This is a genomic window from Rhizobium pisi, from assembly GCF_003938655.1.
GTDB lineage: Bacteria > Pseudomonadota > Alphaproteobacteria > Rhizobiales > Rhizobiaceae > Rhizobium > Rhizobium pisi.
On sequence record NZ_RJJT01000011.1, the window covers coordinates 56,141 to 70,632 of the forward strand.

Consider the following 14,492-nt stretch of genomic DNA (forward strand, 5'->3'; position numbering starts at 1 on the left):
CCGGCCTCTGGCGCTAATCTTTTCCTCAACCGGACAGGCTCCGGACTAGGGAAAGGACAGGATGATGACCACCCTTGCATTCTCGAACGACAAGTCGCCATCGCAGGCAATCGGTTATGCCGGGGGCACCATCACCGTACTGATCTGGGCGACATGGTTTCTTGTCACGCGCCACAGTGCGACAACGCCGCTCGGCTCGATCGACATCGGGCTGATCCGCTTCGGCATTCCAGCCATCGCGCTTGCGCCCATCTGGATGAAAACAGGCCTGTTGCCGAAGGCCGTGCCGCTTCACCTGCTCGCCATCATGGTGTCCGGCTCCGGCGCCATCTTCTTCCTTCTAACCACTTTTGCAATTCATTCCACGCCGGCCGCCTCTTCAGGCATCCTGCTCGGCGGCTCCATGCCGCTCGCCACGGCGTTGATTGGGGCTGCGCTGTTTCGCGAAAGGCCTGACGGTACACGCATCGCGGGGCTCGTCGCGATCGTCGCCGGCGTGCTGATCCTGCTCACGCGCAGCCTTGCGGACGCCTCATTGCCGTGGACGAGCTTCGTGCTGCTGCCGGCCGGCGCCCTTCTCTGGGCGAGCTATACCCATGCTTTCCGCCGCTCCGGTCTGACGGCCGTGCAGGCGAGCGCCCTGATTGCCGTCTGGTCCTTCCTGATGATGGGCGCGCTTGCGGTGATCTTCGGCATCTCGCTGCCTCAGGTTCCTCTGCAGGAAATCGGCCTTCAGACGCTGAGTCAGGGCATTCTTTCCGGCCTCGTCGCCATGGTGGCCTACGGCACCGCCGTCAGAACACTTGGCGGAACGCAGGCCGCCGCCTTCACGGCCCTGACGCCCGTGCTGGCAACCCTCGGCGGCGGCTTGCTGCTTGGCGAACAGATCGGCGTTACCGAAATCAGCGCCGCCGTGATCACAGGCATCGGCGTGGCACTTTCGACCGGCATTGCCGCCAAGCGTCGCTGAGCGTTTCGATCAATCAAGAGCCGCCGTTAGCGATATGCTGCGGCGGTTCAATTCGAATGAACGCAGGATTTTTTGAGTTGACCCGACTTCTCTTTATGCACGAATTTGGCAATCTGCCCTGCAGGACACTGCCCGTCATTAAAAAGCACCGCATGCCCCGCCGGCAATGACTGAGTTGTCGGCCTCTGCGTAACGGTCTTGATGGCCGCCAGCGCGGGTAAAGCACTGGCAAACGTAGACAACGCCACGATAGAAACTATTACGCTTATACTACGCATTGCGGCCTCCCTCCATGAATAGACCGCAGTATACTGAGCACACTTGTCCCGTTCGTCAATTCACTTGCATCAGCGATGTTCGCTCTGCTCTCCCTGAGGGCATGGCTTTGCTTTCGGCCCTAGGGCTTAGGCCGTAGCCTGAATGACGACAACCCTGGCGCCGACATCGACACGGCCATAGAGATCGATCACGTCGTTGTTCATCATACGGATGCAGCCGCTCGACATCGCCAGGCCGATCGATTCCGGCTGGTTCGTGCCGTGAATGCGGAAATGCGTATCATCGCCGCCGCGATAGAGATACATCGCCCGCGCGCCGAGCGGATTGTTCGGACCGCCCGGCATGCCGCCGGCAAGCTTGCGATAGCGTTCTTCGCGGCGCTGCATGTTTTCGGTGGGCGTCCAACTCGGCCACTCGGCCTTGCGGCCGATATAGGCGTCGCCGGCAAATGCCAGCCCCTCGCGGCCGACGCCCACGCCATAGCGCATCGCCCTGTTATCGCCGAGGATGTAGTAGGCGCGACGCGCCGGCGTATCGACGATGATGGTCCCCGCTGCATGCGTCGTTTCATAAGCCACTTCCTGGCGACGGAGCTCCGGCTTGATCTTGTCGATCGGCACCTGCCTCAGCGGAAATTTTTCATCAGGAAGTGCCGCGTAATTCGTCTGGCTGTTCAAACCGGTCGAGGAGCAGCCGGCCACGACAAGGGGCAGAGCAATCAGAAAGCCCCGGCGGGAGATCGTCATGAAGGTGTCCTTAGTGCGTCGAGAGATGTCGCAGGCTAAGGAATTTATGGTTAACGAATGACTAAGGACCGCAGCCGGCAAGCGATCACGAAAGCGTCAGCCCCGTGAAATGCCGGCTGCGATGCCGATCCGCTTCACATATTCGGATAGACCGGTCCTTCACCGCCCTGCGGCGGCACCCAGTTGATGTTCTGGTTGGGGTCCTTGATGTCACAGGTCTTGCAGTGCACGCAGTTCTGGGCGTTGATGACGAAGACCTCTTCGCCGTCCTTCTCCACCCATTCATAGACGCCGGCCGGACAGTAACGCGTCGATGGACCGGCATAGATGTCGTGTTCGGAACGCTTCTGCAGGCCCATGTCCTTCACCTGCAGATGCACCGGCTGATCCTCCTCGTGGTTGGTGTTCGACAGGAACACCGAGGACAGCCGATCGAAGGTTAGGACGCCATCCGGCTTCGGATAGGCGATCGGCTTATGCTGCGAGGCGGGTTCAAGCGATTGGGCATCGGTCTTGCCATGTTTCAGCGTGCCGAAGAAGGAGAAGCCAAACAGCGTGTTCGTCCACATGTCGAGACCACCGAGCGCGACACCGAGGGCCGTGCCGAACTTCGACCACAGCGGCTTGACATTGCGAACCCGCTTCAGATCTCGGCCGATGTCGCCCTTGCGCCATTCATTTTCGATCTCGACGACCTCGTCATGGCTGCGGCCGGCTTCGATCGCAGCCGCAATCTTCTCGGCCGCCAGCATGCCCGACAGAACCGCATTGTGGCTGCCCTTGATGCGCGGCACGTTGACAAGACCGGCCGAACAGCCGATCAGCGCTCCACCGGGGAAGGAAAGCTTCGGCACCGACTGGTAGCCGCCCTCGGTGATGGCGCGCGCGCCATAGGAGAGCCGCTTGCCGCCCTCGAAGGTGCCGCGGATCGCCGGATGTGTCTTGAAGCGCTGGAATTCCTCGAAGGGATAGAGATAAGGGTTCTTGTAGTTCAGATGGACGACGAATCCGACCGCCACCAGATTGTCTTCAAGGTGGTAGAGGAAGGAGCCGCCGCCGGTCTTGAAACCAAGCGGCCAGCCGAAGGAGTGCTGCACCAGCCCCTGTCGGTGGTTCTCCGGCTTGACCTGCCAGAGCTCCTTGATGCCGATGCCGAATTTTTGGGGTTCGCGGTCTTTCTGCAGATCGAATTTCGCGATCAACTGCTTGGCGAGCGAGCCGCGCACGCCCTCGCCGATCAGCACATATTTGCCAAGCAGCTCCATGCCGCGGGTGTAGTTCGGGCCGGGCTCGCCGTTCTTCTCGATCCCCATGTCGCCGGTGGCGACGCCGATCACCGCACCTTCGTCATTGTAGAGCACTTCGGTCGCGGCAAAGCCCGGATAGATCTCGACACCGAGTTCCTCGGCCTTACCAGCCAGCCAGCGACAGACATTGCCGAGCGAGACGATGTAATTGCCGTGATTGTTCATCAAGGGCGGCATCAGTACGTTCGGCAGGCGGATCGAGCCGGCGGGGCCGAGTACCAGGAAGTGATCTGATGTCACCTCGGTCTTGAAGGGATGGTCGCTCTCGCTGCGCCAGCCGGGCAGCAGCCGGTCGATGCCAACGGGATCGACGACGGCGCCGGACAGGATATGGGCGCCGACTTCCGAGCCCTTCTCCAAAACGACAACCGACAGCTCCGGATTGACCTGCTTCAGACGGATCGCCGCAGACAGACCGGCAGGTCCGCCACCGACGATCACCACGTCGAATTCCATGCTTTCGCGTTCGGGCAGCTCACTCACCTCGGTCATCCATTCGTCTCCACTTGGCCGCCGGCGGCCATCATCCCCTGATCGGCACTTTCTTGTCAAAACGAGAAGGGATTGTCGAGCCGGGATACGACAGCCGATCTTCCAATTCGCACAATGATATGCATCCCGCATCAGGATTATATGACGTTTACGTTAACGTCAATTATCAAACGCCGCCGAACCGATCGCACTCCCTTTCCTTTTCCGCCGCTTGCGCCTTATACATCGCTCGGACATATCGGAGGGCAAAGTTCATGGATCTCGGCATCGAAGGCAAACGCGCACTCGTTCTCGCCTCCTCACGCGGCCTCGGCCTCGGCATCGCCGTGGCGCTGGCGCGGGAGGGCGCAAACGTACTGCTCTGCGGGCGCAGCGGCGAACAGCTGGAGGCCAATTGCAAGGCGATCAATGCCGAAGGCAGGGGCAAGGCCGACTGGATCTGGGCCAATCTCGGCGATGAACGCTTCGTCGAGATGACGACGACGGCTGTGAAAGAGAAGTTCGGCGGGCTCGATATCCTCGTCAACAATACCGGCGGACCGACGCCCGGCACGACCGAAGACATGACGGCCGAAAAGCTCGAGACCTATTTCCTCTCCATGGTCGCCCGCGTGATCACGCTCACCAATGCGCTGCTGCCCGGCATGAAGGCGCAGGGCTGGGGCCGCATCCTGACCGTTGCTTCGTCAGGCGTGATCGAACCGATCGCCAACCTGGCGCTGTCGAATACGCTGCGCCCGGCCCTTGCCGGCTGGAGCAAGACGCTTGCCTCCGAAGTGGCGGGCTTCGGCATCACCACCAACCTGCTTTTGCCGGGCAGCATCCTGACGGCGCGGCTCGACGATCTCGACGGGGCTGCGGCAAAACGGACGGGCAAGAGCCTCGAGGAGATCCGCACCGACAAGGAAGCGCGCATTCCAGCCGGCCGCTACGGCCGGGTGGAGGAATTTGCCGCAGCGGCTGCCTTCCTGTGCAGCCAGCCGGCAAGCTACATTACCGGTTCCCTCATCCGCTGCGACGGCGGCGCGGCGCGATCCGTCTGACGGCTGCGCCTCAGCCGACGCGGGCCGCCGCGGCCCAAGTCGCGACACTTCGGATCATCTCTTCGACGTAAGCCGGATCGTCCGCAAATTCGGCGAGTTCGGACAGACGATGGAAACCCGTGAGGATCGCGATGCGCCGTCGGTCGAGCCTGCGTCCGGTCAGGATTTCATATGCCGATACGATGCGGGCGGTCAGATCGGGCGAAATGAAATTCGAGTAGATGAATTCCTGGTGCAACGGGCCAAAGCCGGAATCGGCGAAATCGTAGATGCCGTTGAGCCTCCTCTGCGCGTGGTCGAAGGCCATGTTCCAGCCATGGCCGCCGAAGAAGCCGTAGATGTTGCCGTAAGGATCGGGCGACAAGGCTTCGAAATCCGAAACGACGGCCCGCGCAAAGCTCGTAATGTCGGGCGGCAGCAGCGGCAAAGCCTTCGCTCTCACAGCCTCGGGCGATTGCCAGGGCAGGATTGCCGCCGCGCCGGCCGTCCGCATGCGGTCGGCATCGAGCACATGCAGTTCGGCGTAAAATCGCGCGAGGTCTTCCGCCAGGTGCTGACGATCGCTGCCCCCGAGCGCATCGTAGTCTTCGGCGATGAGATGTTCGCCCTCGATCTTGGTGTGGCTGGAGAAGACCGGTGGCCCGTCGTGAATTCGCATATCGGGAATCGCCATCGAAAGCGACGGCCGAATGACATCGAGCAAGGCAGCTTCCTTCTGAAGCACCCGCTCTGCGGTGAGATTGCGGGGAAACTTGAAAATCAGCGTGTCATCGACGTCAATCGCGATCGAATCCCAACCCTTTGCTGCCAGTCTGAAGACCGCGCCGGTGAGATGAGGAAACACGCTTATGATGAGAGAGCGAAACTCGCTGGCGTCCAACTCAGCCATGACAACCCGCCTTTTCTGTTTTCTGCGTTCTTCCGCGCAACAAAGGCATACGCTTACAGCCGTCGGACTGCATCAAGTTGCGCGCTCCTATATTAGTACAGTTTGAATATTACGGAATATTCATTACAAAAATTTAAGCCGTTATAACCACTTAGTGATCGTGTCCGGACAATTATGTCTTTTTTGCGCCGCAATATAAGCGGCTCAATCAGGGCATAAAATTTGCACCCTTGCCCCCCGCAACCTTGCCCAAAGTCCGGTCTCGCCCATGAAGAAATTTTGGATCACCGTCAGCCTTATCGCAGTCGCCGCCGTCGGCCTCTGGCAATTCGGGAATCTCATCCCCTATGCCTCCCGCATTCCCTACCTCTCGCAGATCATCAAGCAGCCGGCAGGCGGCAATGGCGGTGAGCAGCAGGCCCAGGCTGATCAAGCTCCAGACGGCGGGCAGCATCAGGGCGGCGGCCGCAGACGCGGCGGTGGCGGTCCAACTGTCGTCAAGACAGTTGCCGCCGTGAAAACCGTGCTGCCGACGGATGTGACGGCGACCGGCTGGGCCGATGCCGATGACAACACGACCATTGCCGCGCAGGAGCAGGGCCTGATCGTCGGCATCAACGCCAAGGACGGCGCGACCGTCAAAGACGGTGACCTCATCGCCAAGCTGGACGACCGGACGGCCAAGGCTACCGTCGACAAGGACAATGCGATGATCGTGCGGGATACGGCGACCCTGTCGCAAGCTGAAACCGCGCTGGTGCGCGCGCAGGATCTTTTCGACCAGAAAGCCGGAACCCAGCAGAGCCTCGACCAGGCAAGAGCCGCGCGCGACAGCGCCGTAGCGACGGTTGAAGCTGATAAGGCGACACTCGCCGCGGATCAGATCATACTCGAAAACACTAGTATCCGCGCTCCCTTCGACGGCCGGCTCGGCGATATCGCCGTCAGCAAGGGCGCTTTCCTCAATGCCGGCGCAGCAATCGTCACTATCGCCAAATACGATCCGATCTATGTGAAATTCCACCTGCAGGAGCGCTATCTGCGCGCACTGAAGGCCGCTCTGGCAGCCGGTCCGGTCGCGGTCAGCACGGTCCCCTCTTCCACCAAGGGACAGGTCCGCAAGGGCGAGATCAGCTTCTACGACAATACGGTCGACACGGCCTCGGGCACGATCCTCGCCAAGGCGAAGTTCGAGAACGCCTCCGGTGCGCTCTGGCCCGGCCAGTCGGTCAATATCGTGGTGCATTTCAACAATGCGGAACAGCAGGTGGTCGTGCCGACGGTTGCCGTCAGCCCCGGTCCGGACGGTTTCTTCGCCTTCGTCGCCAAGGATGGCAAATCGCATCTGACGCCCGTCACCGTTGCCCGCGCGAATGGCGGCTTCACTGCAATTGCCTCAGGCCTTTCGGAAGGCGATCACGTCGTCGTCGAGGGCCAGGGCCAGCTCAGCGACCAGCAGGCCATCAACGAGCAGTTCGATGAAAAGACGCTTGATGTCGCGTCCGCCGAAAAGCCTCGGCAACAGCAGCAGTCCGAGACGATCGCGGTGGGAGCTGAGCAATGATCCCCAATTTCTGCATCCAGCGCCCCGTCGCGACGACGCTGCTTGCCATCGGCGCCATTCTGGCCGGTCTAGCCGGTTATCAGCTTGTGCCGGTCGCGGCCCTGCCGCAGGTCGATTTTCCCACAATCAACGTTTCGGCGCAGTTGAGCGGCGCCTCGCCGCAGACGATGGCGACGTCGGTCGCCACGCCGCTGATCAAGCAGTTCGAGACTATCCCCGGCATCAGCGAAATCAGCGCATCGAGCTCGCTGGGCAGCACCAGCATCGTGCTGCAGTTCGACCTCAACCGCAACATCGACGCGGCGGCAGCGGACGTGCAGGCCGCGATCTCGCATGCGACCCGGCAGCTGCCCGACAACCTGACGACGCCGCCGAGCTACCGCAAGACGAACCCGGCCGATGCGCCCGTCATGCTGCTCTCCGTGCAGAGCAACACCATGCCACGCAGCAAGCTCGACGAGATCGCCGAAGACATCATCTCGCCGTCGCTTTCCACCCTTCCCGGAGTTGCCCAGGTCAGCGTCTACGGTGCGCAGACTTATGCCGTGCGCGTCGAGGTCGATCCCAACAAGCTGCTGACCCGCGGCATCGGCATCGATACAGTCAACAAGGCGCTTGCTGCCGCCAACAGCCAGCAGCCTGTGGGAACGTTGCAGAACAATTCGCAGGCCATGACCATTACCGCGAATACGCAGCGCACCAACGCCGATCAATTCCGTTCGCTTGTCATTGCCAATCCGAATGGTGCGCCGATCCATCTCGGCGATATTGCCGATGTACAGGACAGCGTCGAGAACCAGTATACCGGCAGCTGGTATGACGGCCAGCGCGGCATCATCCTCGCCATTCAGCGTCAGCCGGATGCCAACACCGTCGACGTCGTCGATGCGATCAACGCCAAGCTGCCGCAGCTTCACGCCGAAATCCCGCCTTCGGTCAACACCGTCGTCATGAACGACGCCGCAAAACCGATCCGCGCCGCCATTGCCGACGTGAAGTTCACGCTGCTCCTGACGATCGGCCTCGTCGTCCTCGTCATCTACCTCTTTACCGGCCACGCCACAGCGACGATCATTCCGGGCCTTGCCGTCCCGCTGTCGCTGATCTCGACCTTCGGCATGATGTATGTGCTTGGCTACAGTATCGACAATATATCGCTGCTCGGGCTGACGCTCGCGGTGGGGCTCGTGGTGGATGACGCGATCGTCATGCTCGAAAACATCCTGCGCCATGTCGAGGAAGGCATGCCGGTGCGGGAGGCGGCGATCAAGGGTGCGGGCGAAGTCAGCTACACCATCATTTCCATGTCGGTTTCGCTGATTGCGGTCTTCATCCCGATCCTCTTGATGGGTGGCGTCGTCGGCCGCGTGTTCAACGAATTCGGCATGGTGGTCGCCATCGCCATCATCTCGTCGGCGATCGTCTCGCTGACCGTGACGCCGATGCTCGCCTCACGTCTGTCCAACCACCAGAGCCGCCCACCGCTCCTCATCCGCATCTTCGATGCCGGCTTCGAGCGGACGCTGCGCGGCTACGACCGGGCGGTCGGCTGGTGCCTTCGTCATCGCGTGACGATCCTCGGGGTTTTCCTCGGTTCGGTGGCGCTGACGGTCTATTTCTTCATGACGTTGCCGACGAGCTTCTTCCCGCAGGAGGATATCGGCCGCCTGACGATCAGCACCCAGGCCCGGCAGGACATTTCCTATCCCGCCATGGAGGCACTGCAGCAGCAGGCGGCAGCCGTCGTCAAGGCGAACCCGGCGATCAACCACGTGATGTCGACGATCGGCGGCAACCCGAACAAACCGCAGAACAACGGCTCGATGTTCGTCGAACTCAAGGACAAGACGGAGCGTCCGCCGCTTGACCAGACGCTGCGCGAGCTGCGTACCGCGATCAACAAGATCCCGGGGTTGCAGGCCTTCGTGACGCCGAACCAGAGCCTGCGCTTCGGCGGCCGCCAGACCGCCAGCCAGTATCAGCTGGTGGTACAGGCGCTGAGTGCTGATCAAACCAACCTCTGGGCCGGCAAGATCCAGGCGGCGATGCGTAAGGATCGACTGTTCACCGACGTGACGTCGGACGCCCAGAACAACGCGCTCCAGGCCAATATCGTCATCGATACGGAGCGGGCAGCCGCCTACGGGATCGATAACGGCACGCTGCGCAAAACGCTGCAGGAATCCTTCAGCGGATACTCAGCGGCGGAAATACAGTCGACCGGCGACAGCTACAACGTCATCGTCGAATACGATACGAGCAAACCCTGGGACGACCAGAAGCTCTCGGAAATCCGTGTCGCCTCGGCCAATGGCAGCCTGGTGCCGCTTTCGAACTTCGCGCACGTCCAACGCACCACCGGCCCGGTCACCGTCAACCAGACGGGCCAGTTGGTCTCGACCACCGTTTCCTTCAACTTGCCGGAAGGCGTCTCGCTCAGCGATGCGACGGCGGCGATCGACCAGATCAAGAAGGACATCGCGACACCGACAGACGTCTTCACCTCCTATGGCGGTACGGCCGAAATCTTCCAGCAGTCTCAGGGCAACACGCCCTATCTGATCCTGGCGGCCATTCTGACGATCTATGTCGTCCTCGGCGTGCTCTATGAAAGCTTCATCCATCCGCTGACCATTCTTTCCGGTTTGCCTGCGGCGGCGTTCGGCGCGCTGCTGGCCCTGAAGATCATGGGCTTCGACCTGTCGATCATCGCCCTTATCGGGCTCCTGATGCTGATCGGCATCGTCAAGAAGAACGCGATCATGATGATCGACGTGGCGGTGGAGACGATGCGCACGACCGGCGAAAAGGCTACGGCGGCGATCCACGAGGCCTGCGTGCGACGCTTCCGGCCGATCATGATGACGACCTTCTGCGCCCTGCTCGGCGCCCTGCCGATCGCGCTCGGCACCGGCGCAAGCTCCGAGCTGCGTCAGCCGCTCGGCATCGCGGTGGTCGGCGGCCTCATCGTCTCGCAGCTGCTGACGCTCTTCATCACCCCCGTCATCTTTGTCGAGATGGACCGCTTCGGCAATTTCCTCGGCCGGCTGATCGGCGAGAAGAAGGTCGAAGAACCCGAGGTGCAGGAAGCAAGGGCAATGGCCGCCGAGTGATGACGACCCTCTGAATTCGGCATTGCCGATTGCCCCTTGCGGCGCACTTCTTCTTCCACCGGGAGAAGAAGTGCGCCTGCAATCACATCAACTTCCTCTCCTCTTGAATGTGTCACGCCTCTATGGCATCACCCGCCCTCCTTGATCCGGGCGTTCGCACGCCCTTGCGGAGCAACGCTCCGTCTCCAATAACAATCGACATGAAGAGGTGCGGGCATGGCTCAGGCGCTGGGTTTGGACTTCGGCACGACGAATACGGTTCTCGCCATGGCGGATGGCGGGGCGACGCGCTCGATGGCGTTCACGAGCACGGCAGGCACGGCCGACAGCATGCGCACGGCGCTGTCCTTCATGAAGGACGCGCAGCTCGGGGCTTCGGCGCTGAAGGTGGAGGCGGGCCATGCGGCGATCCGCCAGTTCATCGACAATCCCGGCGACTGCCGTTTCCTGCAGTCGATCAAGACCTTTGCGGCAAGCGCGCTCTTCCAGGGCACAATCATCTTCGGCAAGCGGCAGAGCTTCGAAGACCTGATGGAAATCTTTATCCGGCGCCTTCGCCATTACGCAGGCGAGAGTTGGCCCGATGAGACCAGCCGCATCATCGCCGGCCGTCCGGTGCATTTCGCCGGCGCCAATCCGGACCCGGCGCTTGCGGTGCAGCGCTACAACGAGGCGCTGACGCGGTTCGGCTTTCCGGAAATTCATTATGTCTACGAGCCGGTTGCGGCCGCCTTCTACTTCGCGCAGAACCTGAAGTCCGATGCGACCGTGCTCGTCGCAGACTTCGGCGGCGGTACGACGGACTATTCGCTGATCCGCTTCGAGACCAGGGCCGGCAAACTGACGGCAACGCCGATCGGCCATTCGGGTGTCGGTGTGGCCGGCGACCATTTCGATGCGCGCATGATCGACAACATCGTCGCGCCGCAGATCGGCAAGGGCAGCCATTTCAAGAGTTTCGACAAGGTCCTTGAGGTGCCGTCAAACTACTATGCGAGCTTCAGCCGCTGGAACCAGCTGTCGATCTTCAAGACCTCGCGGGAATTCGAGGATCTCAAGAAGCTGGTGCGCACGGCGCTGGAACCGGAGAAACTGGAAATCTTCGTCGACCTGATCGACCATGACGAGGGCTATCCGCTCTATCAGGCCGTCTCTGCAACGAAGATGGCGCTTTCCTCCGCCGAAGAGGCTCCGTTCGATTTCGCCCCACTCGGCCGCGGCGGTCGTCGCACGATCAAGCGCAGCGATTTCGAAAGCTGGATCGTCGATGACCTCGCCCGTATCGAAGGAGCGCTCGACGAAGTGCTAGACAAGACCGAGACGAAGTCTGGGGGAATCGACAAGGTGTTCCTGACCGGCGGCACCTCCTTCGTGCCGGCGGTGCGCCGGATCTTCACCGAGCGCTTCGAGCGCGGCCGGATCGAAAGCGGCGGCGAACTGCTGTCGATCGCTCACGGCCTGGCGCTGATCGGCGAGCGCGACGACATCTCGCAATGGACGGTACAATAGAACGGGCAAAGGCAAGCAATATGCCGCCTGCCCTTTCAATGCCCACTTCCCTCCGCTAGACTTGCCGCATGATCTCCGCCAACGACCTTTCTCCCGCCGAGCTTGCAGCGCTTCTGCATTTCCATGCGGATGCCGGTGTGGAATGGCTGCTGGAGGAAGAGGCGATCGACCGCTTCGCCGAGTTCGAGGCGATGAAGGCTGCTCGCCGTCCGGCGACAGCGGCGCAGCAGGAGAGCCCTGTTGCAGGGGAACGTCAGATATCGCCGCGTCCGAATGCGGCGGCGCGCCCGGCTCCGGCCGAACGCGCAACCTCCGGCCCGCAACCTGCCATTCCCGACGGCGAGGCCGTGCAGCAGGCGCGTTTCGTCGCCGAAAGCGCACGATCTCTCGGCGAGCTCAAGACAGCGATCGAAGCCTTTAACGGCTGCAATCTCAAGCATAGCGCCCGCTCGACCATCTTTGCCGACGGCGATGCCGAAAGCGGCATTATGGTGATCGGTTCGGCGCCGAGCGCCGAAGATGATCGCGAAGGCACGCCCTTCTCGGGAAAATCCGGCCAATTGTTCGACAAGATGCTGGCCTCGATCGGACTGACCCGTTCGAGTGTCCTGCTGACGCAGGTCATCCCCTGGCGCCCGCCCGGCAACCGTGCGCCCTCGGCGGCGGAAATGGACATTTGCCGACCCTTCATCGAGCGGCAGATCGCACTGGCCGAACCTCGGGTCATCCTGCTGCTCGGCAATTTTTCGGCGCGCTTTTTCTTCGGGGAAAACGATACGATTCACGGCCTGCGCGGCCGCTGGAGGGAAATCGCCGTTGCGGAGCATGTCATTCCCGCAATCGCCAGCCTGCATCCTCAGGATCTGTTAACCGCACCTGTCAACAAACGGCTGGCCTGGAATGATCTGCTCGCTTTTCAGGCGAGACTTAAGTCACTCTCCCTGCTTAGAAATTAGCCAAAGTTGAATAATTTGTGAAACATCCTATGCGTTTTTGGAATAGCTGCATCGCGTCATGATGCATTGCAAAATGCATGCTGCATTGCAATATAACCTTGTGTCTTGGGAGGAATCACAGGAACCAAGGCCATGAACAAGCGTTTTCGTCCTATCCATTGCGGGTTTGAAACCCTCCGCCTCGCCGGCGACCAAGTTCGCTCCACTCAGGGCTACGGCCGTTTCGGCTTTGCCACGAACGAACAGATGGTTGCCCGCGGCACCGGCGTTAGCAGCCGCATCGCGCGCCCGACCGCCATTTTTGCGGACTTCCAGCAATATTGAGCGGCAGGCGCTTCGCCTGCCCTTTCCCGTCAAGAGTAGCCTGAAATGTCCACGATCCTGATATCGCTTCTGTGCAACATCGATACGTTCGAGCACATTCGCGCAGCGGTCTGCGCCGCGCGGGAATATGAGCGCGAGCTTTCGGTCAAGCCGGCAGATGCCAGCGAGCGAATTGGCGCAGGCACTGCTGCAATCGTTCTTTGATCAGACGGTCATTTCCTCGATTTGGGCTTTCGCCCATTCGAAGGCTTCATCGACATAGGCGAACTTGACCGCCTGCCAGGCGCAATATTCCTTTACGAAATCCCGTGATAACCAAAGGTGCGTCTTGCGCGTTTCGTCGTGCCAGGCGACGCAGCCGCGTTGCGCCGCCTTCGCCAGCAGCCGCTGTAGATGAGTGCGCGACATCATGAAATCGCTCGCGAGCGCGCGGGTTTCGACGCGCCCGACAGGAAACCTGTCCGGTTCCGCGTTTTCGATGTCCATCCGGGCCATGAAGTGGTCGACGACGAGTCCGCCGGCCTCTGTCCAGAGAAACAGCGCCACCTGCTCCGGCGGTTCGCGCCAGGCGGCATCTTCCAGGCAATGGCGAGCAATGCGCGGCTGGACGAGCTTCATCAAAGCGGGGTTTGCCTGAAAAAAAGCTGCCCTTTGACCGCCGTCGAGCAGGTCGAGCGCGGCGAGATTGGCAAGAATCCACCCGAACATCGCCTGATGGCTGACTTCGGCCGGTTCGAAATGGCGCGGCCGCCGCCGCTCGTCGCCGGGCGTGTGCACAATGAAGCGGTAGGTATGAAGTTCTTCGATGAAGGCAAGCACGGTGTTGCGGCTCGCTACCTTGTGCGCGGTGATGCGCCCGGTCAGCCGCACGGCGGTGAAACCCGACGTCGGGTCGCGCGGATCATATTCCAGGTTAAGGGCATAGGCCGTCTGGGTCAGAAGCCAGCGCTGGTGGGAGGCGAGCAGCCGCGCCAGCCGCGGGCCGGCATCGAACATGGTACGCGTCTGCCCGGCCAAGAAGCGGATGCTCATCAGGAAGGAAGAATTCCCCGCCAATTGCTCCGCCGTGAATGCCATTATGCTTTTCTCCACCTCCGCTCGCAGGCCAGCGTTCGGAGCAGCGATGCCGGAAGCTCCCCCGGCATCAGCAGCTATTCAAACATGCACAGCTTCGAATAAATGATAGTCTCTCACGTTCAACAATCATATTTCACGGACCGGGGAAATCCCAAGAATTCACCATTCCTTTCGCTCTTTGATCGCAAGTTTCGCACCATGGCAATCCCTGGGTTAAAACCTT

Annotated in this window: 13 protein-coding genes; 8 read left to right on the forward strand and 5 right to left on the reverse strand. The window is 61.2% G+C overall.

Going from position 1 to position 14,492, the window contains the following annotated elements; genetic code table 11:
• Window positions 1-64 precede the first annotated feature (64 nt).
• On the forward strand, window positions 65-970 hold the full coding sequence (locus tag EFD55_RS16815) for a DMT family transporter (protein ID WP_125846379.1): 906 nt from the start codon (window positions 65-67) through the stop codon (window positions 968-970).
• A 47-nt stretch (window positions 971-1,017) separates the two neighbouring features.
• On the opposite strand, the gene EFD55_RS16820 is transcribed toward EFD55_RS16815, so the two are convergent.
• From EFD55_RS16820 to EFD55_RS16830, 3 genes are all read right to left on the reverse strand, one after another.
• Complete coding sequence (locus EFD55_RS16820) at window positions 1,018-1,248, reverse strand: DUF6719 family protein (RefSeq protein WP_125846194.1); 231 nt, start codon at window positions 1,246-1,248, stop codon at window positions 1,018-1,020.
• 126 nt (window positions 1,249-1,374) lie between these two features.
• Window positions 1,375-1,995 carry a L,D-transpeptidase gene (locus EFD55_RS16825; protein ID WP_125846195.1) on the reverse strand — a complete coding sequence of 207 codons (621 nt, stop codon included), beginning with the start codon at window positions 1,993-1,995 and terminating at the stop codon, window positions 1,375-1,377.
• 134 nt (window positions 1,996-2,129) lie between these two features.
• Window positions 2,130-3,794 carry an electron transfer flavoprotein-ubiquinone oxidoreductase gene (locus tag EFD55_RS16830; RefSeq protein WP_125846196.1) on the reverse strand — a complete coding sequence of 555 codons (1,665 nt, stop codon included), beginning with the start codon at window positions 3,792-3,794 and terminating at the stop codon, window positions 2,130-2,132.
• Between the two features lie 254 nt (window positions 3,795-4,048).
• On the opposite strand from EFD55_RS16830, the gene EFD55_RS16835 reads away from it, so the two are divergent.
• Window positions 4,049-4,837 (forward strand): SDR family oxidoreductase, encoded by a 789-nt coding sequence (locus EFD55_RS16835; RefSeq protein WP_125846197.1) that lies wholly within the window; start codon window positions 4,049-4,051, stop codon window positions 4,835-4,837.
• Window positions 4,838-4,847: 10 nt separating this feature from the next.
• Here EFD55_RS16835 and EFD55_RS16840 read toward each other — a convergent pair whose 3' ends face one another.
• Window positions 4,848-5,726, reverse strand: coding sequence for a phosphotransferase family protein (locus tag EFD55_RS16840; protein WP_125846198.1), 879 nt, complete (start codon window positions 5,724-5,726; stop codon window positions 4,848-4,850).
• A 268-nt stretch (window positions 5,727-5,994) separates the two neighbouring features.
• Between EFD55_RS16840 and EFD55_RS16845 the strand changes: the two genes are divergently transcribed.
• From EFD55_RS16845 to EFD55_RS33195, 6 genes are all read left to right on the forward strand, one after another.
• Complete coding sequence (locus EFD55_RS16845) at window positions 5,995-7,290, forward strand: efflux RND transporter periplasmic adaptor subunit (RefSeq protein ID WP_125846199.1); 1,296 nt, start codon at window positions 5,995-5,997, stop codon at window positions 7,288-7,290.
• Window positions 7,287-10,403 (forward strand): efflux RND transporter permease subunit, encoded by a 3,117-nt coding sequence (locus EFD55_RS16850; RefSeq protein ID WP_125846200.1) that lies wholly within the window; start codon window positions 7,287-7,289, stop codon window positions 10,401-10,403. The genes EFD55_RS16845 and EFD55_RS16850 overlap by 4 nt, the downstream gene beginning before the upstream one ends.
• Window positions 10,404-10,619: 216 nt before the next feature.
• A complete protein-coding gene (locus EFD55_RS16855; protein ID WP_125846201.1) occupies window positions 10,620-11,912 on the forward strand; it encodes an Hsp70 family protein in 1,293 nt (430 codons plus the stop codon).
• 68 nt (window positions 11,913-11,980) lie between these two features.
• Window positions 11,981-12,868 (forward strand): uracil-DNA glycosylase, encoded by an 888-nt coding sequence (locus EFD55_RS16860; RefSeq protein ID WP_125846202.1) that lies wholly within the window; start codon window positions 11,981-11,983, stop codon window positions 12,866-12,868.
• A gap of 132 nt (window positions 12,869-13,000) precedes the next feature.
• Entirely contained in the window at window positions 13,001-13,192 is a 192-nt protein-coding gene (locus EFD55_RS16865) for a hypothetical protein (RefSeq protein WP_125846203.1), read from the forward strand.
• A gap of 45 nt (window positions 13,193-13,237) precedes the next feature.
• Window positions 13,238-13,396, forward strand: a complete 159-nt coding sequence (locus tag EFD55_RS33195; protein ID WP_164737526.1) for a hypothetical protein — start codon at window positions 13,238-13,240, stop codon at window positions 13,394-13,396.
• Here the strand turns inward: EFD55_RS33195 and EFD55_RS16870 are convergent, their stop codons facing one another.
• Window positions 13,397-14,269: a hypothetical protein gene (locus EFD55_RS16870; protein WP_125846204.1), complete on the reverse strand. Its 873-nt coding sequence runs from the start codon at window positions 14,267-14,269 to the stop codon at window positions 13,397-13,399. It lies immediately after the preceding gene.
• Between the last annotated feature and the right edge of the window lie 223 nt (window positions 14,270-14,492).

Coding starts and splice junctions, on each gene's coding strand:
- EFD55_RS16825 (WP_125846195.1), bottom strand. CDS start 1,995: ATGACGATCTCCCGCCGGGGCTTTCTGATTGCTCTGCCCCTTGTCGTG.
- EFD55_RS16870 (WP_125846204.1), bottom strand. CDS start 14,269: ATGGCATTCACGGCGGAGCAATTGGCGGGGAATTCTTCCTTCCTGATG.
- EFD55_RS16835 (WP_125846197.1), top strand. CDS start 4,049: ATGGATCTCGGCATCGAAGGCAAACGCGCACTCGTTCTCGCCTCCTCA.
- EFD55_RS33195 (WP_164737526.1), top strand. CDS start 13,238: ATGTCCACGATCCTGATATCGCTTCTGTGCAACATCGATACGTTCGAG.
- EFD55_RS16855 (WP_125846201.1), top strand. CDS start 10,620: ATGGCTCAGGCGCTGGGTTTGGACTTCGGCACGACGAATACGGTTCTC.
- EFD55_RS16830 (WP_125846196.1), bottom strand. CDS start 3,794: ATGACCGAGGTGAGTGAGCTGCCCGAACGCGAAAGCATGGAATTCGAC.
- EFD55_RS16845 (WP_125846199.1), top strand. CDS start 5,995: ATGAAGAAATTTTGGATCACCGTCAGCCTTATCGCAGTCGCCGCCGTC.
- EFD55_RS16820 (WP_125846194.1), bottom strand. CDS start 1,248: ATGCGTAGTATAAGCGTAATAGTTTCTATCGTGGCGTTGTCTACGTTT.
- EFD55_RS16850 (WP_125846200.1), top strand. CDS start 7,287: ATGATCCCCAATTTCTGCATCCAGCGCCCCGTCGCGACGACGCTGCTT.
- EFD55_RS16815 (WP_125846379.1), top strand. CDS start 65: ATGACCACCCTTGCATTCTCGAACGACAAGTCGCCATCGCAGGCAATC.
- EFD55_RS16860 (WP_125846202.1), top strand. CDS start 11,981: ATGATCTCCGCCAACGACCTTTCTCCCGCCGAGCTTGCAGCGCTTCTG.
- EFD55_RS16865 (WP_125846203.1), top strand. CDS start 13,001: ATGAACAAGCGTTTTCGTCCTATCCATTGCGGGTTTGAAACCCTCCGC.
- EFD55_RS16840 (WP_125846198.1), bottom strand. CDS start 5,726: ATGGCTGAGTTGGACGCCAGCGAGTTTCGCTCTCTCATCATAAGCGTG.